General features: G+C 27.8%; 27 protein-coding genes and 1 tRNA gene. 4 read left to right on the forward strand and 24 right to left on the reverse strand.

The window, feature by feature from the left end:
• Positions 1-23: 23 nt before the first annotated feature.
• The 5 genes from J418_RS0113550 to J418_RS16265 all read right to left on the reverse strand — a co-directional run bounded on the left by J418_RS0113550 (position 24) and on the right by J418_RS16265 (position 5,622).
• On the reverse strand, positions 24-1,511 hold the full coding sequence (locus tag J418_RS0113550) for an MBOAT family O-acyltransferase (RefSeq protein WP_017895879.1): 1,488 nt from the start codon (positions 1,509-1,511) through the stop codon (positions 24-26).
• 269 nt (positions 1,512-1,780) lie between these two features.
• Positions 1,781-2,815 (reverse strand): PIG-L deacetylase family protein, encoded by a 1,035-nt coding sequence (locus tag J418_RS0113555; protein ID WP_017751371.1) that lies wholly within the window; start codon positions 2,813-2,815, stop codon positions 1,781-1,783.
• 574 nt (positions 2,816-3,389) lie between these two features.
• Complete coding sequence (locus J418_RS0113560) at positions 3,390-4,577, reverse strand: MFS transporter (protein ID WP_017751372.1); 1,188 nt, start codon at positions 4,575-4,577, stop codon at positions 3,390-3,392.
• A gap of 89 nt (positions 4,578-4,666) precedes the next feature.
• Complete coding sequence (locus tag J418_RS0113565) at positions 4,667-5,128, reverse strand: MarR family winged helix-turn-helix transcriptional regulator (protein ID WP_017751373.1); 462 nt, start codon at positions 5,126-5,128, stop codon at positions 4,667-4,669.
• 281 nt (positions 5,129-5,409) lie between these two features.
• A complete protein-coding gene (locus J418_RS16265) occupies positions 5,410-5,622 on the reverse strand; it encodes a hypothetical protein (RefSeq protein WP_017895880.1) in 213 nt (70 codons plus the stop codon).
• Positions 5,623-5,696: 74 nt separating this feature from the next.
• On the opposite strand from J418_RS16265, the gene J418_RS15740 reads away from it, so the two are divergent.
• A complete protein-coding gene (locus J418_RS15740) occupies positions 5,697-6,368 on the forward strand; it encodes a site-specific integrase (RefSeq protein WP_080629791.1) in 672 nt (223 codons plus the stop codon).
• 90 nt (positions 6,369-6,458) lie between these two features.
• Here J418_RS15740 and J418_RS0113580 read toward each other — a convergent pair.
• Positions 6,459-6,534 (reverse strand) — tRNA-Thr (locus J418_RS0113580).
• Positions 6,535-6,811: 277 nt separating this feature from the next.
• Here J418_RS0113580 and hsp18 point away from each other — a divergent pair.
• The gene (hsp18, locus tag J418_RS0113585) at positions 6,812-7,258 is read left to right on the forward strand and encodes a heat shock protein Hsp18 (protein WP_017752025.1); all 447 of its coding nucleotides are present in this window, start codon (positions 6,812-6,814) and stop codon (positions 7,256-7,258) included.
• A 61-nt stretch (positions 7,259-7,319) separates the two neighbouring features.
• Here the strand turns inward: hsp18 and J418_RS0113590 are convergent, their stop codons facing one another.
• The 12 genes from J418_RS0113590 to J418_RS0113645 all read right to left on the reverse strand — a co-directional run bounded on the left by J418_RS0113590 (position 7,320) and on the right by J418_RS0113645 (position 17,017).
• A complete protein-coding gene (locus tag J418_RS0113590; protein ID WP_017752024.1) occupies positions 7,320-8,654 on the reverse strand; it encodes a replicative DNA helicase in 1,335 nt (444 codons plus the stop codon).
• A gap of 19 nt (positions 8,655-8,673) precedes the next feature.
• A complete protein-coding gene (gene lonC, locus J418_RS0113595; protein ID WP_017895882.1) occupies positions 8,674-10,584 on the reverse strand; it encodes a Lon family ATP-dependent protease in 1,911 nt (636 codons plus the stop codon).
• Between the two features lie 12 nt (positions 10,585-10,596).
• Positions 10,597-11,040, reverse strand: a complete 444-nt coding sequence (gene rplI, locus J418_RS0113600; protein WP_017752022.1) for a 50S ribosomal protein L9 — start codon at positions 11,038-11,040, stop codon at positions 10,597-10,599.
• A complete protein-coding gene (locus J418_RS0113605) occupies positions 11,040-13,025 on the reverse strand; it encodes a DHH family phosphoesterase (RefSeq protein ID WP_017895883.1) in 1,986 nt (661 codons plus the stop codon). Before J418_RS0113605 ends, rplI begins: the two co-directional genes overlap by 1 nt.
• Before the next feature lie 18 nt (positions 13,026-13,043).
• A complete protein-coding gene (locus J418_RS0113610; protein WP_017895884.1) occupies positions 13,044-14,015 on the reverse strand; it encodes a DUF2232 domain-containing protein in 972 nt (323 codons plus the stop codon).
• 11 nt (positions 14,016-14,026) lie between these two features.
• Complete coding sequence (locus J418_RS0113615) at positions 14,027-14,341, reverse strand: MazG-like family protein (RefSeq protein ID WP_017752019.1); 315 nt, start codon at positions 14,339-14,341, stop codon at positions 14,027-14,029.
• Between the two features lie 191 nt (positions 14,342-14,532).
• Complete coding sequence (rpsR, locus tag J418_RS0113620; protein WP_017752018.1) at positions 14,533-14,790, reverse strand: 30S ribosomal protein S18; 258 nt, start codon at positions 14,788-14,790, stop codon at positions 14,533-14,535.
• Between the two features lie 27 nt (positions 14,791-14,817).
• Positions 14,818-15,261: a single-stranded DNA-binding protein gene (locus J418_RS0113625; protein ID WP_017895885.1), complete on the reverse strand. Its 444-nt coding sequence runs from the start codon at positions 15,259-15,261 to the stop codon at positions 14,818-14,820.
• Positions 15,262-15,273: 12 nt separating this feature from the next.
• Positions 15,274-15,561 (reverse strand): 30S ribosomal protein S6, encoded by a 288-nt coding sequence (gene rpsF, locus J418_RS0113630; protein ID WP_017752016.1) that lies wholly within the window; start codon positions 15,559-15,561, stop codon positions 15,274-15,276.
• 95 nt (positions 15,562-15,656) lie between these two features.
• The gene (locus J418_RS0113635) at positions 15,657-15,860 is read right to left on the reverse strand and encodes a DUF951 domain-containing protein (RefSeq protein WP_017752015.1); all 204 of its coding nucleotides are present in this window, start codon (positions 15,858-15,860) and stop codon (positions 15,657-15,659) included.
• 3 nt (positions 15,861-15,863) lie between these two features.
• Positions 15,864-16,751 carry a mechanosensitive ion channel family protein gene (locus J418_RS0113640; protein ID WP_017752014.1) on the reverse strand — a complete coding sequence of 296 codons (888 nt, stop codon included), beginning with the start codon at positions 16,749-16,751 and terminating at the stop codon, positions 15,864-15,866.
• 5 nt (positions 16,752-16,756) lie between these two features.
• The gene (locus J418_RS0113645; RefSeq protein WP_017752013.1) at positions 16,757-17,017 is read right to left on the reverse strand and encodes a putative Se/S carrier protein; all 261 of its coding nucleotides are present in this window, start codon (positions 17,015-17,017) and stop codon (positions 16,757-16,759) included.
• 242 nt (positions 17,018-17,259) lie between these two features.
• Here J418_RS0113645 and ytvI point away from each other — a divergent pair, with 242 nt between their 5' ends.
• Together ytvI and yyaC are read left to right on the forward strand one after the other, a co-directional pair.
• The gene (gene ytvI / locus J418_RS0113650) at positions 17,260-18,315 is read left to right on the forward strand and encodes a sporulation integral membrane protein YtvI (RefSeq protein ID WP_017752012.1); all 1,056 of its coding nucleotides are present in this window, start codon (positions 17,260-17,262) and stop codon (positions 18,313-18,315) included.
• Between the two features lie 76 nt (positions 18,316-18,391).
• Positions 18,392-18,985 carry a spore protease YyaC gene (gene yyaC / locus J418_RS0113655; RefSeq protein WP_017752011.1) on the forward strand — a complete coding sequence of 198 codons (594 nt, stop codon included), beginning with the start codon at positions 18,392-18,394 and terminating at the stop codon, positions 18,983-18,985.
• Here yyaC and J418_RS0113660 read toward each other — a convergent pair.
• From J418_RS0113660 to rsmG, 6 genes are all read right to left on the reverse strand, one after another.
• Entirely contained in the window at positions 18,969-19,241 is a 273-nt protein-coding gene (locus tag J418_RS0113660) for a YkuS family protein (protein ID WP_017752010.1), read from the reverse strand. The two genes, yyaC and J418_RS0113660, sit on opposite strands and share 17 nt — an antisense overlap.
• 53 nt (positions 19,242-19,294) lie before the next feature.
• Entirely contained in the window at positions 19,295-19,804 is a 510-nt protein-coding gene (locus tag J418_RS0113665; RefSeq protein ID WP_017752009.1) for a DUF4446 family protein, read from the reverse strand.
• Positions 19,805-19,876: 72 nt separating this feature from the next.
• A complete protein-coding gene (locus J418_RS0113670) occupies positions 19,877-20,731 on the reverse strand; it encodes a ParB/RepB/Spo0J family partition protein (protein ID WP_017752008.1) in 855 nt (284 codons plus the stop codon).
• Positions 20,732-20,845: 114 nt separating this feature from the next.
• Complete coding sequence (locus J418_RS0113675) at positions 20,846-21,625, reverse strand: ParA family protein (protein ID WP_017752007.1); 780 nt, start codon at positions 21,623-21,625, stop codon at positions 20,846-20,848.
• 181 nt (positions 21,626-21,806) lie between these two features.
• On the reverse strand, positions 21,807-22,583 hold the full coding sequence (noc, locus tag J418_RS0113680) for a nucleoid occlusion protein (protein WP_017895886.1): 777 nt from the start codon (positions 22,581-22,583) through the stop codon (positions 21,807-21,809).
• Between the two features lie 99 nt (positions 22,584-22,682).
• A complete protein-coding gene (gene rsmG / locus J418_RS0113685; protein ID WP_017895887.1) occupies positions 22,683-23,402 on the reverse strand; it encodes a 16S rRNA (guanine(527)-N(7))-methyltransferase RsmG in 720 nt (239 codons plus the stop codon).
• Positions 23,403-23,405 lie beyond the last annotated feature (3 nt).

Here is a 23,405-nt window from a genome sequence, read left to right on the forward strand (position 1 = left end):
TCTATTGACTTTTACTAGCTGGTCTAAAATTGAGAATATATAAATTGTTCAACATTATAATCAGATCCATATGCACCAAATATTAATATAATCAATACAGATGCCAAATATAAAGACCATCTAAATACTATATTTTTAGTTAATAATTTATCCGAAATACCCTCTCTTCTCTGAAATAAATCAACAATTAAAACTATAGCCAAACTCAAAATTGCTACTAAAAAGTTTAAATGGTCCAACCCAAGTTTATATAAAGAACCATTAATAAATATTTCGGGATTAAAATATACCATATTTTTAATTAATACCAAAGAACTTTTGAAAGAATTCGCTCTAAAAAATAACCATGCAAAATCAACTAATCCAAAAGTGATTATTACTTGTATCAATTTATAAATAAAAATATTTGTTTTGATATTAAATCTTTTTATAAATTTATTTTTTACAGGCTTAAGCATATCTTCAATTATATAATATGTACCATGTAATAAGCCCCAAATTAAAAAAGTAAAACCTGCGCCATGCCATAAACCACTTATTACAAACACAACCATAACATTAAAATGTTTTCTTAACTTACTGCATCTACTTCCCCCTAATGGGAAATATAAATAATCCATAAACCAACTAGTAAGAGACATATGCCAGCGTCTCCAAAATTCCCGTATTGATTTTGAAAAATATGGTCTCTCAAAATTTTTAGATAAGCTAAATCCCATAACTTGTGCTGCACCTATGGCTATATTCGAATAGGCTGAAAAATCACAATAAAGCTGAAATCCAAAAAATACTGTGGCTATTACTATTTCAAATCCTTTATAATTTCCTGGACTACTATATACAGTATTGACTAATTGTCCTATTCTATCTGCAACCATAGTTTTTTGAAAATATCCCCACATCATTAATATAACACCATTTTTTACCCTATTATAATCAAAATAATGTCTCTCATCAATTTGATGTATAAAGTTTTTTGATTTTTGAATAGGACCTGATAATAATTGTGGAAAAAATGATACAAATAAAGCATACCTTCCCAAATTTTTTTCTACTTTAACATCTTGTCTGTAAACATCAATAGTATAACTTAAAGCTTGAAATGTATAAAACGAAATTCCAACTGGAAGCAAAAAATCAAATGTTGGCATATGTACAGAAATATTAAACTTAGAAAAAAGATGTATTAAACTTGTACTAAAGAAATTGTAATACTTAAATAATGCTAAAATACCTATATTACTTGATACACTTAAGAACACCAGAAATTTTTTTACTTTAATTGAACGTTTTTTATCTTTTATTAAATTTGCTTTTTCCATTAATAAACCAATAATATATGTAATTATTGTAGTTGTAAATATTAAGGCTACATATTTAGGATTATAACTTATGTAAAAATAATAACTTGCTATAAGAAGCCAAATCCATCTCAATTTATATGGTATAAGAAAATATAAAATAACTACAATTGGGAAAAATATTAAAAATTGAACGGAACTAAAAGACAAATTAAATACCTCCTTTGACTACAGAATTTATAATATACCCTAGTATAGATTATTACACTAATATGACAAAACAGTGACAAAATAATTACAAAATAAAATTTATGTATTTATATATTTATAATTTACATAATATTGAAATTCATGTCATATATTTAATATTTACTTTTTAAATTAAAATTAAAAACATTCACTTATTTACTGTAATAACTCTACAATAAACAAATGAATGTTTCTAATAACAGTAATCTATTAAAAAATTAATAAAGTTCTTATAATCCAATATTACCAATCTTCAACCATATATTACTTATATGTTGAATTGTAAGTAAAATGCGTTTTACTATGGTATTCATCGTATTTTGTGAATAAGTTCTATACGGTGGAACTTCAATAAGTCCTTCATCCATAACTTTGATATCTTTTACGGGTATAAGCATACTAACCTTATGTTGAGTAACATTAGCAAAATAGTCCTTTACTGAATTATATCCAACAGCATAGTCAGCATCCCTTGGATTCCATAAATTATAAGAATTGAGTGCATCTAAAAATGCTAAAGTAAGATTTGGATTACTACCTTTTATAGGTACCTCAATACTTTTCATATCTATGGATGTTACTACATTATTAATTTTACCATATATAGTCTTATCCCATTCCTCAGGGCTTAAAAAGAATGCCGCATCTTTTATTATCCCTTCCTCATTTAATTTAAAAAGTGCTTGACCTAAATGCCTGTGATCTGGATTCACATCAAATGTAGATGTAGTTCTACCTGATGAATTTGGAAACATTTTTTTATATTTTAGCATTGTCTGTTTACATTCTAACTCAGTGAGTTTACCGGACCTAAAATCTTCAAAATGAATATTCTTAGGTTTTATACCTAAAATTAAGGAAGCCCTCATAAATTCTACTAGCCTAGCATTCGCCATATCTCTTCTATCTATAGTATGGTATTTTCTAAATATTATATGATATCTATTTATTTTAGTATTTATATTACTAATGGCACCTGAATCTTCACCTTCAGTAAATAACACTACCTGAACATTTTTGTCATCTTTAATATCATTTAATATAGATATTCCCATACTTAATGTTTCATCATCAGGATGAGGTATATAATATATTACTGTATTTTCCTCAGTGCTATAATCACTAAAATAATTCTTATTATTGTTAATACTGGAATTAATACTTCTATAAACATCTTTGCTCTTGAATAATTTTTTTATTGGTATAGGTATTAGAATAATAGCTGCGATTACAGCTATCAATATTAATATGAATTTATTTTTCAATTTATTTAAGTTCCTTTCTTATAATATATATTATAAGAATACTGTAATATTGATATAATATGGTAACATTTTAATTTCAAAAATAATACTTTTTATTTAAAATTCTAGGAAATATCAACCTTTAGATTAAAATCATCAAGAACTTATAAAAAATGGATATAACTTTCACCTCTTATTAGAAAGGTGTTGTTTGCCCCGGTTTTTTCATAAAAATAACGGTTGTAGTTTATACAACCGTTGATATAACTGGTGCTCCTAACAGGAGTCAAACCTGTGACCCCCTTGATTACAAAACATTAAAAGTATAAATTTATTAAAAAATATAAAATAATATTATATACTGTAAGCATTGATATTATTAAGTTTGTAAACATTTTAGGAAACCTAATGTAATATTAAAAAATATAATTATGCCAACAAAAGTGCCAACATGATAGCAATAATTTTATTTTTTATATCATTTTGTCACTTGGTCAGGAACTTTTTATTGTCAATTAATTTCTATATATAATAGTAGGTAGAAATTTTTTAGATGTTATATTACCTATTAATTTTTTATAAAGATTAATAGGCTTTATCTTATTCTATAAATTATAAAATGAAAAATAATAGCTAATGCCTGAAAAACAAATCCCATTATACAAACACCATACCATCCAAAGCTCTGCCAGAAAAATGTGCCCAAAAAAGAACCTACTGCACCACCAATAAAGTAAGAGAACATAAATACAGTATTGTTACGGCTTCGAGCCTCATTACCTAAAAGTTGTACTCGTGCCTGATTTGATACCTGCCCACATTGATTGCCAAGATCAAGAACAACTACACCTATTATAAGACCAGCAATATGGTAACCAAAAACAAAAAAACATATATAAGCCACAGTAGATAATATTACTCCTATTCCCACAGTGAATCTAGGACTTTTTTTGTCAGCTATCTTTCCAATAAGCGGTGCAGCTAGTGCACCAGCTACTCCTAAAAGCCCAAATAATCCAGTCTCCCTAGCACCCATATTATAAATTGGTGTCTCGAGTAAAAAAATAAGTGAAGTCCAAAATATACTGAATGAACCAAACATAAAAAATCCGTTCACCGCTGATTCACGTAAAGAAACTTGCTTCTTTATTAAATCTGGAATAGATTTTAAAAGTCTTTTATAAAAAGTTTCCCCTGTTGGTTTATCCTTTGGAAAAAGTTTTAAAATAAGAATAAACAATATAACAATAAAAACTGCACCAAAAATATAAACAATCCTCCAATTAAAAATTGAACTTATAATTCCACTGAAAGTACGTGAAATTAAAATTCCTATAAGGAGCCCACTCATAACACTTCCTATAACTTTACCCTCCTGATCTTTCGGTGAGAGATTAGCAGCATATGGAATTATAATCTGCGGAACAATGGTTGTAAGGCCTATTGTAAACATAGCTAAAATCATAACAAAGTAGCTTCTTGAAAATGCAGTTGCAATCAAAGATAATGCTACTAAAATCAACATATGTAATATAAGTGAACGCCTTTCAAACATATCACCTAAAGGTACTATAAATAAAAGACCAAGTGCATAACCTAACTGAATAGCCATAGCAGCTATTCCAACTAAATTTTGAGATACTGAAAATGTATTTGCAATTTGGGATTCTAATGGTTGAATATAATACAAATTTGCAACACAAATTCCACATGTAATTTCCATTAACAATATTAATGACTTGCTTAAAAGCAATTTGTTTCCTTTATTATTGTAATTATTCAATAATATTAAAGCCTCCTTTTAGAATTTAACTTAAATAGACCCTCTATATCGTATATGTACTATACACTTATATCAGAGAAAAACTTTTCTTAAAAAAGTTTTTCCAACTTATTTAAGAAACTGTAAATAGTATTAATGTCTCTTTCAGATTTTCCATTTATGCATGATAAAATAATTTTATTAATATTCTCATGATATTTCTTATGTTGACAATAAGCTATCCAGCCCTTTTCCGTTAATGAAATAATAATCTGTGACTTGTTCTTCGAATTCAGTGCTTTTATAACAAGTTTTTTATCCTCCAATCGAATTAATGTTTGTGAAATTGCCCCCTTTGTAACATTTCTTCTACGTGCTATTTCTGATACAGAAAGGTTTTCATTGTTGCCTATAAATTCAATAAGATGGATTTCTGAAAGATGCAATACTGTATCTGTTCCAAAATTTCTTGCTTTTTTATCAGTTTCATTGAAATGATTTATAACATTTAATAATTTTCTTGGTAACCTATCTATATATAATTTGCTATTCATATTATCAATTGTATACATGCTATACTCTATTGTCAATAATAATTAATACCAACACCTATATAACTAGGATAAAAGCTTAATAAGTACTATGCTAACTTTATAAATTATAGACTCTATAAAAGGTTAACTGTATCATAAGATTATTAAGCTTTTTATAGCAGTAACTAAAGCTTAAAGTGGAGAATTATTATAAAAATGCTCTAGCATGACTATATACATTTTATAAAATAATTTAAATAATAAAAGCCTTGGTATAAACCAAGACTTTTATTGAAAAGAGGTCAATTAATGAAGAAAATTTAGAATTTTTGTATACTTTTATTATATATAATGTATTGATAATTGCAATGGATAAAGAATGAACTTTTTATATGTAATGTTAATTTTGAAGTAATAAATTTACATCTGGCAATCTCACTTTTCATCTTACCATTATGATAAAGTTCCACTATTTGATTTTTAAATTCCGTTGTATAATTATGTCTCTTCTTTGTTTCCTTTTTTTCAGACATGACCAATTTCCCCTTTTTTATAATTATTTTATTATATCATGTTCTTAAAAAAGTTGTTTTATTTATTGTAGCCTATCCATAATACTGAACAACTTAATAAACTTTTAGATGCTATTAAAGATAAGACTATTTTCACACCTGTAATGTTAGCAGCTACCACAGGAATGCGACTTGGTGAGATATGCGGTCTTAAATGGGAAAACACTAATCTTGAGAATGGATTTATACAATTAGAGCACCAATTGCAGGAAGAAAATAAAGACCTAAAATTAGTACCGTTAAAAACACTTAGCAGCCAACGAAAAATTGTTTTGCTTGATTACACTATTGAAGAATTGAAAAAACTTAAATTGAAGCAGGAAGAGAATAAAAAATATTTAGGTGACAATTACCATGATGAAGACTTTGTGGTATGTCAAAGTAATGGATTGCCCTATCATCCTACATATATATCAAGGAACTACAGACGTATCCTAAAGGACAATAAATATAGGATTAATGTAAATGGTAAGGCTAAAAATGTAAGTCTATATGAGGCACTAAAAATACCATTGATAAGATTTCATGATCTACGCCACACTCATGCAACTTTCCTACTTTCACAGAATACAAATCCCAAAATCGTAAGTGAAAGACTTGGACATTCCAGTATAAAAACAACTTTAGATATTTACTCTCATGTATTACCTGGTATGCAGGAGCACGCTATAGATAACTTAAATAAAAAGTTTCCACCAAAAGAGTGAGAACTTTTCTTTTTGAGTCTCAATCCCGGTTGTTTTCCTCGGTTTTTTCATAAAAATAACGGTTGTAATTTCTACAACCGTTGATATGACTGGTGCTCCTAACAGGAGTCGAACCTGCGACCTCTTGATTACGAATCAATTGCTCTACCAGCTGAGCCATAGGAGCAAAATAACATATTCATTGTAATACAAATATAAAACATAATCAAATTTTTTACCTTTTTTTGTATTAATATTTAAAATAGCTTAAATTACGTATTCTATTCTTAAATATTTTAATTATAATGAATTATATATTTAGATCTAATATTACTATACATTATTAAGTTTAATCTTCCATTTATAAACTTTGACTTTCTTTGACTTTTGTTGTATTATAATAACTGTAATAAGGATTACCTAATAAAAAGGTAATAAAAAATATTTGTCAGGAGGTAGTTAATATGTTTGATATGGTTCCATTTAGAAGAAATAATAGTGTAAGAGGTAATGATGATTTTGGAGGTTTCATGGATTCATTTTTCAATAATGATTTCTTCTCATCTCTTAATTTACATGGTTTTGGCAACGGCTTTAAGGCTGATATCAAAGAAACTGATAATTCCTACTTAGTAGAAGCTGACCTTCCTGGAATAAAAAAAGATGCAATAAGTGTAGATTATAATAACAACTATTTAACAATTTCAGCTAAAAGAGAAGATTCCAAGGAAGAAAAAGATGAAAATTTTCTAAGACGTGAAAGAAGTTATGGAGAATTTAGAAGAAGTTTTTATGTTGATGATGTAGATAAAAACAGTATTAGTGCTTCATTTGAAAATGGTGTATTAAAAATTGATCTTCCTAAATCAGAAAAGGGTAAAAATAATGACTCAAAAATAGATATAAAATAATTTAAATTTTTCCAACATAAAACACTATGAAATTTATCCATAGTGTTTTATGTTTTTATATTTACTCTTGATGGACTACATCCAAATTTCCGAACTTACTAAATTGTCCAAGCCATGCCAATTTAACAGTACCAGTTGGACCATTCCTCTGTTTTGCAAGAATACATTCTGCTACATTTTTGTCTTCTGTTTCTTTGTCATAGTATTCATCTCTATATAAAAACATTACAATATCAGCATCCTGTTCAATAGAACCAGATTCCCTCAAATCTGATAGCATAGGTCTATGGTCTGTTCTAGCTTCAGGAGCACGAGACAATTGAGAAAGAGCAATAATTGGACATTGCATTTCTTTTGCAAGTGCTTTAATTGATCGTGATATCTCTGATACTTCTTGTTGCCTATTTTCAGATCCTCTTCTTCCACTCATCAATTGAAGATAATCTACAATTATTATATCTACCCCATGTTCAATTTTAAGTCTTCTACATTTAGATCTCATTTCCATAATTGATATTCCTGCAGTATCATCTATAAATATATCTGATGCAGCAAGTGGTCCAGAAGCTCTGGCAATATTTTCCCAATCCTTGTCACTTAAATTTCCTGTTCTAAGATTTAACATATCTACATGAGCTTCAGAACAAAGCAACTTATATGCAAGCTGTTCTTTTGACATTTCAAGAGAAAAAACAGCTACCTTTTTTCCTTCTCTTAATGCTGCATATTCTGCTATATTTAATGCAAAAGTAGTTTTACCCATAGATGGTCTTGCTGCTACAAGAACCATATCTCCTTTTTGAAAACCTGATGTTTTGGCATCCAGTTCTCTAAATCCTGATATAACTCCAGTAGTTTCACCTTTGTTATTGAAAAGCCTTTCTATTTCAAGAAATCCTCTTTCAAGAACAGCATTCATAGGTTCAAAGTCTGAAGTATCCCTATCATTTGATAAATCAAATATAGATTTTTCGGCTAAGTCTACTACAGCCTCCACATTATCCTGACTTTTATAACTTTCCTCTATTATTTTAGTAGAAGATTTAATAAGTTCTCTAAGTGTAGATTTATCTTTTACAATCTTTATATATGATTGTAAATTTGCAGTAGAAATAACTGATCCTCCAAGTTCACTTATATAGGTTATTCCTCCTGCAGATTCTAATTTATCTGTAGATTTCAAATTTTCAGTAAGGGTTATTATATCAACTGCTGTATCTTTTTGATACAAATCCAATATAGCCTGAAATATAATTTTATGTGCATCTTTATAAAAATCCTCAGGTTTCAGAACTTCCATTACCTGAGCTATTGATGCCTTATCTATAAGCATTGAACCCATTACACTCTGTTCTGCCTCTATATTATGAGGCATACTTCTAAGAGGTGCATCCATTAGTCTAATCTCTCCTTAGTTATTCAAAAACAATTTCAATAAGTTCTTCAATATCAGATACAGCTTTTACATCTATATCATTGGTATCTACTGGTACTTCATTTAAATTGTCCTTAGGTACAACTATCAATTTTATTCCTTTCCTTCTTGCACCATAGACTTTTTCAAATATTCCCCCTACCGGCTTTATCTTTCCTCTTAATGATATTTCACCAGTTACAGCTATATCCTGTCTTAAAGGCTTATTTAAAAGTGCACTTATAATACATATTGTTATAGCTGATCCTGCAGAAGGTCCATCTATTCTTCCTCCACCTACTGCATTTACATGTATATCATAATTTCTTATATCTTTATCTGTTATCTTTCTTATTACTGATGCAGCATTGAATACAGAATCCTTTGCCATACTGCCTGCAGTATCATTAAATCTTATTATTCCTTTTTCCTTGTCTCTTGCAGGAAATACAACTGCTTCTATTTCTATAGTTGAGCCTATGTATCCACTAACACCAAGTCCGTATATGTGACCTATATCATATTTCTTATCTGATTTTATATCCTCAAAAGGTACAAGTCTTCCTACGGATATAACCTTATTTAAATCTTCCAAAGATATCTTTACATTTTTAATGTCTTTTATATCAATATCTGAATCATGATTATATAAAGCATATCCATATGCATCTGATAATATGTTAATGGCCTTTCTTCCTTCAATAGTATATTTGCTAATGATTTCAGGAACACCGGACTCAAGTTCTATATTAAGCTTTTCTGCTGCATTCTTCACTATAGTTTGTATATCCTTCACCGTAAGTGGTTCAAAGTATACCTGAGTACACCTAGATCTCAAAGCAGGATTTATCTCACTAGGTTCCTTTGTTGTAGCTCCTATAAGTAGAAAATCTGCCGGTGCGCCATTTTCAAAAAGGTATTTTACATACTTAGGTGTATTCTCATCATCTGGATCATAATAAGAGGATGAAAATTCAACTCTCTTATCTTCTAAAACCTTTAATAGTTTGTTCTGGAGCATATCATCCAATTCTCCTATTTCATCAATAAACAATACCCCACCGTGTGCTTCTGTAACAAGTCCAAGTTTTGGTTCTGGTATTCCAGTTTCTGCTAGATCCCTTTTTGTACCTTGATAAATAGGATCGTGTACTGAGCCTAAAAGTGGATTTGTTATCTCTCTTGGATCCCATCTCAATGTGGTACCATTTACCTCAACAAACTTTGCATCTTTATCAAAAGGAGTGTATTTTAATTTTTTAGCCTCTTCAAGAGCGATTCTAGCTGCTGTTGTCTTTCCTACTCCTGGAGGACCATATAATATAATATGCTGAGGATAAGGCGATGCTATCTTAGATAGTATTGCTTTAATCGCTCTCTTCTGACCTACAATTTCCTTAAAAGAATGAGGTCTAAGCACATCTTGTATACTTTTACTCAATCTTTTCGAATCCAATACTTCAAGTTCAGCATACTTTTTTAGCGTTTTAGCATTTTCAGGGCCCTTACGTTTCTTTATAATGCCCATCCTAATTTCATCCATATACTTAGATTGCTTTTCTATAAGGTTTTTTTCCACTTCTCTTTCAATTCTATTTCTAACATACCTTCTACTTAGAAGCTCTGTAATGGATTTATTTGTATCTTCTATCACACCATTTACATTTGAACTGTCAGGTACATTTTTTATTCCATTTCCCTCATTTACAATTACATTTATTGCATATAATTTATCATATATATTATTACTTTTTACAAAACTACTAAGTTTATATTTAGAGATTCTAGATTTAACAATTCTTTCACTTATAATTTTAAGCATAATATCATTTAGGGCATCTATTTTATCCTCAAGTGATATACTGCCTTTTTCTATTTCTTTATTTAGCCCCTCAATAGATTGTGATTTCACCTATTTTCCTCCTTACTTTTCTTCAATTACCACCTTTATTTTAGTTGATATTTCTGGATAAAGTTTTACTTCAATATCATAGGAACCAACCTTCTTTATATTATCCATAACTACCTTCTTTTTATCTACACTTATACCAAAATCCTTTTTTAATCTATCAGATATATCCTTACCAGTTATAGAACCAAACAATCGTCCATTTTCCCCTGATTTTATATCTATTTTTATTTGTTTTCCCTTTAAACTTTTAGCTATTTTTTGTGCTTCTTCTATTTCCTCTAATTTTTGCTTTCTTTCAGCTTTTTTTTGATTGTTCAATACATGAAGATTTGAATCATTTGCTTCCTTTGCCAATCCTCTAGGGAGTAGAAAATTTCTAAAATATCCATCTGAAGCATTTACTACCTCTCCCTTTTTTCCCAAAGCTTTTACATCTTTCACTAATATAACCTTCATTATTTTTTGTCCTCCTTTATATATACATTAATAGCCCTTTTTAAGTCATATACGGTTTTTTCTATACTGCATGACTTCAATCGTGCCCCTGCTATTGTCATGTGTCCACCTCCACCTAAAGACTCAAGTATAAGTTGAACATTTATATTTCCAAGAGATCTTCCACTTATGAATATCTCATCTTTTATTTTAACAAGAACAAATGAAGCCTCAATTCCTGTAATATTTAATAATTCATCTGCAGCTTGTGCAGCTAATACAGTATCCTGTATTTTATCAGGACATACAGCTATTGCAATATTATTATATATTTGAGCTGACCTTATAATTTCAGCTCTATCTAAATAAGTTTCTAAATCATAAGAAAAAAACTTTTTTACATCAATAGTCTCTGCTCCCAGCTTTTTTAAAAATGAGGCCGCTTCAAAAGTTCTTATTCCAGTTTTAAAATAAAAGTTTTTTGTATCAACACAGATACCTGCAAGTAATGCATCAGCCTCTATTGTTTTTAATCTAGGTTTATCAACTATATATGGTATCATTTCTGTAACCAATTCAGATGTAGATGATGCATAAGGTTCAATATAACTTAGAAGATTATCTTCAATAAAATCTACAGCTTTTCTATGATGATCTATAATAACTATTCTATCAAACTTTTCAACTAATTTCATGTCCTGAACATAGCTTTTACTGTGAACATCAACAATTATCAATAGACTATTTCTATCTATCTTTTCTTCACACTCTCTACTATGGATGAATACACCCTCATAGTCATTATCCTCTCTTATTTTAGTAAATATAGGCTTTATACTTACATTTACATCATCTAATATAATATTACATCTCTTTTTCAGCGTACTAATTATACTATGAATCCCTACTGCAGAACCAAGACAATCAATATCTGGTTTTTTATGTCCCATTATAAAAATATTACTGCTATCATTTATAATATCCAAAAGCGCATGGGCTATAACCCTTGCTTTTACCTTAGTTCTTTTTTCAACTTCCTTTGTTTTTCCACCATAAAATAAAAGTTTATCTCCATTTTTTACTACTGCCTGATCTCCTCCACGACTGAGGGCTAATTCTTTGGCAGATACTGAATAATTTTCATTTTCAAGAGGTGTCTCACCACTGCGCCCTACCCCTATACTAAGAGTTAGTGGATTTTTGTTCCCTATATTTATATTTCTAACTGAATCCAATATATCAAATCTTTTTTCCATCTCTATATCTATATATTTATTTTGTACTGAAAATATATATTTATTGGATTCATACTTTCTGACCATGGCATTTAACTTCTGTCCATAAATATTTATAGTTCTTTCTAATTCAGCTATTATAAGTGGTCTATCATCTTCTTCAACTGTTCTTATTACATCGTCAAAATTATCAACTTCTATTAACATAATACTGCACTTTTTTTCTTCTATAGAATTTATTGTTTGAACTAATTCTGTAGTATCATAAAAATATAGAAGCAATATTTTACCTTTATCATTTTCAGATGCATCTATCATATTAGTATAGATATTGTAATATCTATCTTCTATTTTCATGCTCTTGAATTTAGTATTTCTTCCAGACATAGCCTGTTTTATATTAAATCCTCTTATAATTGTTTTTATGTTTTTTCCCAATACATCTTTCTTATTTAAGTCTTTCAAAAATTTTTGATTATACCAAATAACATCTCCATCACTTCTTATTATTACCAAGGGAAATGGAAATTTTACAAGAGTGCTCCTTGTAGCAATATCTAATCTTGACGAAAAATTTTCTATGAATTTTTTCCACTCATTTTTTTTGAATTTAGTATTTCTAATATTATAAATTACAAGAATTCCATATAAAATTATAGATATTACACCAAGTAATATATGTCCATATAAAATTACAATTACTATAAATACTGCAATTATTATCATATATAGTTTATTGTTCTTAATAAAATAATTATCGCCACTTTCCATAAAGTAGGCCTCCTATTACTATCTCTTATCTACTATTTTATATGGATCTAATTTTCTGAAATCTGCTATCATATCTATGATTCCTAAAATAATATAAATTAAATAGGAAAATAAAGTTACTATTAAAATAACAGCAATAAGCTTATTGCTCATATTAAACTTTCGTTTTAGATAATATGCAGCTAAAGATACTCCATCTACTATAAGTACAAATTGAATCATAAATTTCCCGAAATTTATAAAATAATACCCTAGTTCCATATTGCTTCTATTCATCAATAAGCCTATAATAATAATGACTACAAGCACTGTACCAACCCTTGTACTCATATATATTTCACCGAATGGCTTTGTAAGCACATCATAATGCAATTTCTTAAGAATCAAATTTCCTATCAAATAACATATATAAGCCATGAGAAATGAAAATACCACAAATGATGCTGGTATAATTCTTAATATAATCTCTGGTTTAAGATAAGTTAGCATACTTTCCATATAACTAATCTGATCTTTAGGTACACCCATCTTATTATACATATCTATAGATTCTTTAAAAGGTTTTATTATAGAACTATCTATAAATCCATATATTCCTTGATTAGTTATTATATTTATATATACTAGTAAATATATAATTGTTCCTATAAAAATACTTATAGATAACAATATAATAGTTGTATTAAACTTCTTTTTATTTTTTACACAATATCCAAATACAAGGCCTGGCAGCCCATTTAGGACCACACCTGATAGCGAAACTACTGGATTATACAATATACCTATAAAGATTGCACTAGCTACAATAGAAACTAGAGTAACTTTAAAATTCTGTCTTATAAACAATATTGCTATTGGTATTGGAAGGATAAAATTTGTAAGCATTGATAATATAGGTACATATACGCATATCAATGTAATTACTATAATAATAGCAGTTGTTAAACCTGCTTCTACTATAGCTTTTGTATTATAACTCTTATTTGGCATTTTTACCTCCATCATCTTTCTTTAATGTGATTATATAGTTTACTTAAATCCTTTCCATCTTTTTCTATTTGATCGTCTTCAATTATCCCAAGTTTCAATTTTTTCTTCATTGTTTCATCTACTGCAGTATGGGAATATCCTAATCTTTCTGCCAATATATACAGTATTATTATTGCCCCGGAAATGGAATCAAGTATTGCTTCTTGTGCTACATTGCTGCCTTTTGTGAGCAACTTAAATAGGTCCCCTATAGTAACTATAAGATTTGCCTTTAATTCTTCTATTATTTTTACATTGTACATAATATTAAAATCTTTTTTTTTCATATGAATCATCCCCTTTTGGCTCTTACTATCATTTTAATTATTTTTAAAGGTTTATGCAACAAAATAGAATATATTTGAATCTTTTAATAAATATGATTATATATTTAATTTTAGCCAACTATACGTATTTTATTAAAATAAAAAGTCATCAGCACTATATTGCTAATGACTTAATCAAAATGAATATTATATTACTCTGTTGTAAATGGTAATAATGCTATGTTTCTTGCTCTCTTTATTGCATCAGTAAGTTCTCTCTGATGCTTAGCACAATTTCCTGAGATTCTTCTTGGAAGTATCTTTCCTCTTTCAGTAACATATTTTCTTAATTTATTTATATCTTTATAATCTATAGATTCAGATTTATCCATGCAAAATGCACAAACTTTTCTTCTTGTTCTTCTCATTCTGCCTGAATTTCTTTTTCCATTTTCTCTACCGTTTGGCATAATATATCTTCCCTCCTTACCTTATTATTAGAATGGAATATCACCATCATCAACTGGTGTTATATCCTCTCCATAATTATTTTCATCAAAGCTTTGAGTATTTCCAAAATTATTAGATTGAGAATTCATATTATTAGATGATCCTTGAGATTTTTCGCCCCATTCCAAGAATTGAACCTCATCTGCAATAACCTCTGTAACATATCTTCTCGTACCGTCTTTAGCTTCATAATTTCTAGTTTGGATTCTTCCGCTAATTCCTATGAGTTTACCTTTACTCATATAATTTGCTGTAGACTCAGCTTGTTTTCCCCATACAACTACAGGTATAAAATCGGCTTCTCTCTGTCCATTTTTAGAAAATCTTCTATCAACGGCTATAGTAAAGGTGGTAACTGCTGTACCATTTCCAGGAGTAAATCTCAACTCAGGATCTTTGGTCAATCTTCCAATTAAAACAACTCTGTTCAATTAAAACACCACCTATTTTTCATTATTTACTATTATGTGTCTTACAACACCATCTGTAATTCTAAATACTCTGTCTAACTCTTTTGGTAATTCAGGATCAGCACTAAAATTTATCAAAGTATAATATCCTTCGTTAACTTTTTTTATTTCATAGGCAAGCTTTCTCTTACCCCAAACATCAACGTTGTCTATTACTCCTCCACCATTTTCTATTACACCTTTAAACTTTTCGATATTAGCTTTACAAGCCTCTTCGTCTAATGACGGATGCAATATAAATATAGTTTCGTATTTTCTCATTAGATTTCACCTCCTCCCCTTGGACTAACGGCTGTAATTTTTACAGCAGGGATTACAAGATTTTATTTTATCATACTTTGATATATATATCAATATTAACTTTCGTCTTGGTAGTTTTGTTTTATTACTTTTTTTACACTCTTTTCAAATTTGTTTCTGCTAAGCATTACTATTCTTCCACATCCTAAACATTTTATTTTTATGTCTGCACCTAGTCTTATAACTTCCCAATTATTACTTCCACATGGATGACCTTTTTTCATTTCTACGATGTCACCAATATAAAAAACTTTCTTCATGTTTTATTGCCCCCTTGTAATCTTTACTTCTTTATATGGTAATTTTATATTATCTTTCTTTAACGCTTTAATGATTTCATCTCTCAATTTTACTTCCATTTTCCACTGCTGCATAGGTTGGGTCCTGCCTATTATTCTTATTGTTACGACTCCATCTTTTATTTTAGTTATTCCCAAAACACTTGGCCCATCAGTTATTTCTTCATTATTAGTACCAAACCTTTTACAAAGATCTGACATTTTTGATATGACATTGTCAGAATCTTCCTCATAGGAAATATCTATATCGACCAAGATTTTAGAACTTCCCCTAGAATGATTGGTCGTTTCAGTAATAAGTCCATTTGGAATTATATGCAGGTCTCCATTTAGATCTCTTATTTTAGTAATCCTAAGCTCCAAACTTTCAACAATGCCACTTTTATCCCCTATGTCCACATATTCACCTACAGAAAACTGATCTTCAAATAATATAAAGAATCCATTTATTACATCTTTTATAATGCTTTGAGCTCCAAAGCCTACAGCTACACCTCCTATGCCAGCAAAGGTAAGCCCTGTAGCCCCAACTTTCGGCATAATAATCGATATTATACCAAATACTCCAAAAAAATAAACACAATATTTTAATACGCTTTTCAATATTGCTCCTACAGTTTTGACCTTTCTATCATCTAGTGAAAATTTAAAGTATTTTTGTTTTTTTACATATCTATTTATAATCATATTGCCAATTTTTATAATAATATACATGATTATTAGTATAAGTATTATTTTTATAAAACCAGATATGATACTATATATTTTTTCTTCAGATATAGGAAACCTACCTATAGTAATTCCTCCATTATAAGTAGCAATTTTAAAAATAGAAAATAATTTTTCTTTCATTAAACTTACCTACCTTTAATATCAATTAACTTATATCCTCCTGAATTTCTCAGGTATATATTTTTAAAAGAAATTTTTTCTTTTTGGAATAAAAACTTAACTTTGTCCAAATTTTCAACATCAAATTTTATACTTATACCACAACTTTTAGTTATTACTACTGGAGTAGGCATAACATCTATGGATATATTCTTATTTCTAAAAAAAGTTTCTCCTGCTATTGCATCATGGGTATTTTTAAATGTTATTATATAATATCTATTCATACTATAATTATAGTTTAATTAAACTATATCCCCTTTCTAAAATAATTACTAATATATGGTATACAGATATAATATATTAGTTTATAATTAATATATATATAATATTGATGCATTTATTATACAATTTACATCAAATATATATATAGATGTACATTATTCATTATATATTATAATAACATAATTTAATATAATTTCATTACTTACATACAACTAAAAGATAAAGAAGGGGGTAACTCTAGAAAATGGATTCATTAATAGAAAAAGTAAATAAGTTAATCTTATTTTTTATAATATATACAGGTGCATTTATAATATTTTTTGGTACACTTCATTATACGCTTCCATTTGTTTTGGCATTAGTTTGTGCTTTAATACTTAAGAGGCCAACAGTGTATATTTCAAAAAAATTAAATATAAAACCATCTGTAGCTTCATTAATTACTACTATAATATTTTTCGCAATAATAATTATTGGTCTTGTATTTGGAATTGTTCACTTAACTCAAGAAACGATACAATTTGGAAAAAATACTCAAACGTATATATCACAAAATTCTAATAATATATTAAATTCATTTTATAAATTACAAAAATACTATAATAATTTGGATCCCAACATAATAAATGCTATAAATAAAAATTTCACTAGTTCTATTACAAAGCTATCAAATGTTGCAGTATCTATCTCAGGTAAATTTGTATCCTATATAATAAATCTTGTTGCCACTATACCGTATATATTAATGGTTATATTATTTACACTTTTATCTACGTATTTTTTTACAAAAGATATGTTAACAGTAAAAAACAAGCTAATAACTATATTACCTGAAAATAAAGCTAATAAATTATTCTCAATTTACACTGAAACAAAAAAAATGTTGTTAACCTATATTATATCCTATATGATAATAATTTCTATTACATTTGTAGAAACTCTAGTAGTATTTATGATATTCAAAATAAAATATGCTTTAATATTAAGTTTAGTATGTGCAATAGCTGATTTACTTCCTATTCTAGGTATTGGTACTATATATATCCCTCTTGCTTTAATTTATTTTTTTATATTCAAAAATTATCTTGTAGCTTTAGGGCTTGTTATAGCCTATGTAGTAGTTTCAATAATTCGACAAATAATAGAACCTAAATTGGTATCTTCTTCATTAGGATTAAATCCTGTAGCAGTATTAGCTTCTCTTTTCATAGGATTAAAAGCATATGGAATCATAGGAGTGTTATTTTGTATATTTTTAGTCATGTTTTATAACATATTAAAAAAATCAGAAATACTCTAAAATTATTAGCTTTTATATTGATTATGTATAAGAAACCTTATTATGGTTACAATTTATACCATAGGAGGTTTTTTATATGTCTAAAAAAACAATTATAGATTCTAATAAAAGAAATTCCATAATATCTTTAAGAGATAATCTAAGTCATATACTATATCCATTGGTAAAATCAGGTAGGACTATAATAATAGTATGCATTGGAACGGACAGATCCACGGGTGATAGTCTTGGCCCATTAATAGGAGAAAAATTGAAATTTCTAGTTAGAGATCAAGTACATATATATGGAAATTTAAAAACTCCTGTTCACGCAAAAAATCTTGAGGAAATTGTTAATAAAATAAATCTAAAATATAAAAGCCCGTATATAATAGCTATTGATGCATGTCTGGGTAGTCTACAAAATGTAGGTAAAATAATACTAGAAGCTAAACCGCTCCATCCCGGATCTGCAATGAATAAATCTCTCCCATCAATAGGAGATTTAAGTATAACCGGAATAGTAAATATATCTGGTGTTATGGAATTTATGGTATTGCAAAATACAAGATTATTTATAGTAATGCAACTTGCTGATATAATTTCAAGGGGAATATATCATGCAATAATAAAAACAGTAGGTGGAAAAAAATCTTCAAATCATAGGCATAAAATTATGGAGAATATGTAATTTTATTTATCACATTGTTATAACTCTTACTATATAAAATATTATCTATATCTTCTATGTTTTTCCCAGCGACATCAATTATTATAGTTTTTCCAAATTTAATAGTGTTGCTCATATTTAATTTATTTAATCCACCATCTTTCAAATCACAAATAATAGCATCAAAAATATCTTCTTTTTCCGAAATTACATTATAGCCTTTTTTTTTCAATCCATCACTTATTTGACTTAATTCACTTGAAACATAAACTTTCATAAAAAAGAACCTCCTTAAGGATATTATTACCCTCAGGAGATTCTTTATGTATATTATTTATCAATTTTTTTATTAATACATTCTTGTAAAACTTGATTTTCTTCATTAGATAATTCATATCTAGACATACCCTTATCTATAGGCTTAGCATAAGTTGTACTTTCACTTCTACCATATATTCCTGTGATTATAACACCACTATTATTCCCATCTAAAATTGCTACTGAAAAGCTCAAATCACTACCAACGTCTTCAAATGCCCTGTATCTTATAATAGAAATTTTTTGGACACAAGTATTATATTTTTGGCTTAATTTTTCAAATTTTTCTTTCATGAAATCAGTTTCCTGTTTTGCTTCATCTATATTATCTAAATATCCTATAATAAGTTGTTCCAAGTTTTTATTATCTACTCCTCTCATAAGTCGTCTATATTTATTCTCAACTTTATTTAAAGCTTTAGTTAATACTGCAACTATTATAAATAATATTATAATCAATACAAAAAGAACAGCCATAATATAAATTTGAAAATTGCCTATATTTTTTAAAATATATTCCATGTCTTTTTCTCCTTCCATAAAAATGTTTCATGTGAAACATTTTATTTATGCTATGATTCATTTCATCAAACCTTAAACTTTTAAAATATCTAATATTCTCTGTAAATCATCTGGTGAATAATATTCTATTTCTATCTTTCCCTTATTTTTTTTATCATTTAATGTAACTTTAGTACCAAATAATTCTTTCAACTTTTCTTCTATATCAATATAATATGGATTACTTTTTATTTGTCTGTTTCCTATATCCTTTTTAGCATGTTTAATATCCTTAACAAGCTTTTCCACTTGACGTACAGTTAAATCATTTTTTATTATACTTTTAGCCAATTCATATTGTGAATTTTTATCTTCCAAAGTTAAAAGTGTTCTTCCATGACCTTCTGTTATTAATCCATTAATTAAATAATCTTGAACTCTACTATCCAAGTTTAATAATCTCATACAATTTGTTATTGCTGTCCTGGATTTACCTATTTTATTTGCCAATTCCTCCTGTTTGAGTTTGAAATCATTAATCAGTTTTTTATATGCAATGGCTTCTTCTATTGGATTTAAATCCTGTCTTTGTATATTTTCTATTAAAGAAATTTCAAGTATATCCCTATCTGATAAACTCATTACTATAGCAGGCACTTCTTTCAATCCTGCTAATCTAGCTGCTCTCCATCTTCTTTCACCTGCAACTATTATATATTTATCTTTTTCTCTGTTTAATATAAGTGGTTGTATTATGCCGTGTTCTTTTATAGATTGAGAAAGTTGTACAATCTTACCCTCATCAAAATTTTTCCTAGGTTGTTCTTCATTAGCACTTATAGACTCTATATTAATTTTTTTAACAGTAGTTTCAGTATCACTATTATTTAAAATATCATCAGGTATTAGTGCTCCTAATCCCCTGCCTAACCCATATTTTTTATTCAAAACATATTTACTGCTGCCTAAAATACAGATAAGATGTTATATCCTACAGCAGTAACCCCCTTTCTTTATAATTCTTTAATTCCCTAATTTTAATTTACAAATATTCTATGTACATTAATTGATCAATTTACATTTTTGTCTCTTTAAAAACTCCTCTGTTAAATTATCATAAGCTTTAGCTCCTCTGCACTTATCATCATAAAGTGCTATAGGTAATCCAAAGCTTGGTGCCTCAGCTAATCTTATATTACGTGGTATTGTAGTTGTATAAACTTTATCTTTAAAATATTTTTTTACCTCTGATGCTACTTCATTAGATAGTCTTGTCCTTCCATCATACATACTCATAACTACTCCCTCAACATCTAAATCAGGATTTAAAGATCTTTTTACTAGTTGTATAGTATTTACTAGCTGACCAACTCCCTCTAAAGCGTAAAATTCACATTGTATAGGAATAAGAACGCTATTTGAACAAGAAAGTGCATTAATAGTTAGAATACCTAATGATGGAGGACAATCTATAAATACAAAATCAAAGTCTTGCTTCATACTTTTTATCTTATCTTTTAATATACTTTCTCTATTGTTTACATTAATTAACTCAACTTCTGCTCCGGCTAATTCCATAGTAGATGGAATCATATAAAAATTATCTACTAATTCAGATTTTTTCATTACTTGATCAATATCTGAATCTGAACACAATATGTCATATATAGATTTATCTATACTTGACTTATCAAATCCCAAACCACTTGTAGTATTACCCTGAGGATCAATATCAATATTTAAAACTTTATATCCTTTAACAGCTAAATAAACGCTGAGATTAATACTTGTAGTTGTTTTTCCAACTCCACCTTTTTGATTAAATATAGAAATTATTTTCATAGCATTCACCACCTTTTTATTACTTAATTTTAATTATATATTTTTCTCTACTATAATTAAAGAGTTTTTATTATTAATTTAAAATGAAATAGATTAAATGTTTCACATGAAACATTTAATCTATTTCATTGTCTAAAAAAGGACATTTAAAGTACAATATTTAAATGTCCCTAAATTATTTTTATTTTTTAGGAATTGTTATAGTTATCTGTATTTTATCTTCCATATCTTTAGATGAATATTTGGCTTTTAATCCATATTTGTCAAATACCTGTTTAACCGTATTTACATATACTCTAGGAGAAAATATTCCCTTTATTCTTTTCTTTTTTTTCTTTCCTTTTTTATCAATTAATCCTTCTAGTTCTTTTTCAATCAATTCTTCTGTTTTCTTTACATTTAAAGATTTTTTCAATATAATATCAAGTATCTTTATTTGAAGTTCAACAGATGGAAGTTTCAGTAAAGCTCTTGCATGCCTCTCTGTTAAATTATTTTTGAGAATTATTTCTCTTACCTGTTTATTCAACTTAAGAATTCTAATTTTATTAGCAATAGTTGATTGTTTTTTACCTATAACCTCAGCTAGTTTTTCTTGAGTATATGAATGATCCTTTATCAAATTATAATAAGCTTCTGCCTCTTCCAAAAAATTTAGATTTTCCCTCTGTAAATTTTCAAGTAATGCTATTGCTGCTGATTCTTTATCACTTATATTAACTATTATAACAGGGACTTCCTTAAGTCCTATTTTTTTAGCAGCTCTTAATCTTCTTTCACCTGCTATTAATTCATACTTATACTCATTCAATTTTCTTACAGATAGTGGTTGAACTATTCCATAAGATTTTATAGATTGTGCTAACTCATTTAAACTTTCTTCATCAAAATATTTTCTTGGCTGATATATATTAGGTGAAATTAAATCTACAGATATATAATTAATATTTTTTTGCATAGCTATCCATCCCTCTTACACTTCCTATTATTAACATTTCTCCATTGTAACTTAAAATCCTTCTTATTTTTGTAAATTTCGTACGACAAATTAATAGTTTTATTTTAATGGTTTCTTTGAAACAGTTCCAGCTTTTCTAGGATATAATTTTGGGGTACTATTTATCTTTTTAATTATTACTAGATTATGATTTAATTCACTATTTTCCATATCAACTTTAATGATATCTTCTATATGTCCACCTAATATATCAATAGCATGTTTACTCTCATTAATTTCTTCTTTTAAGGAAGGTCCTTTCATAGCTATAAAATATCCTCCTATTTTTACATATGGCAAGCAAAATTCACTTAATACTGTTAAATTAGCTACTGCCCTTGAAACTGAAACATCAAATGATTCTCTATATTCATTTTTTCTACAAATATCTTCAGCTCTTCCATGTATAGTTTGAATATTTTTCAAATTCAATTTGTCTATAACTTCATCTAAAAATTTTATTCTTTTGTTTAGGGAATCCAAAAGCAAACCATTTATATCTGGTCTGATTATACCCATTGGTATACCCGGAAAACCAGCTCCACTTCCAATATCAATAAAATTATGACTATCTTTAATTGGAGAAAACTTAAATATTTTTATACAATCTATAAAATGTTTTTTAATTATTGCATCATCTTCAACTATAGCAGTAAGATTAATTTTTTTATTCCATACTTGAATTAAATTTTTATACTCCAAAAAATCTTTATATTTTTTTTCGTCAAAATCAACTCCTGAATCAAGACAAGCACTTCTCATAATTTCAAAATAATCCATAAT

Source organism: Clostridium tyrobutyricum DSM 2637 = ATCC 25755 = JCM 11008 (assembly GCF_000359585.1).
GTDB classification, from domain to species: Bacteria; Bacillota; Clostridia; order Clostridiales; family Clostridiaceae; genus Clostridium_B; species Clostridium_B tyrobutyricum.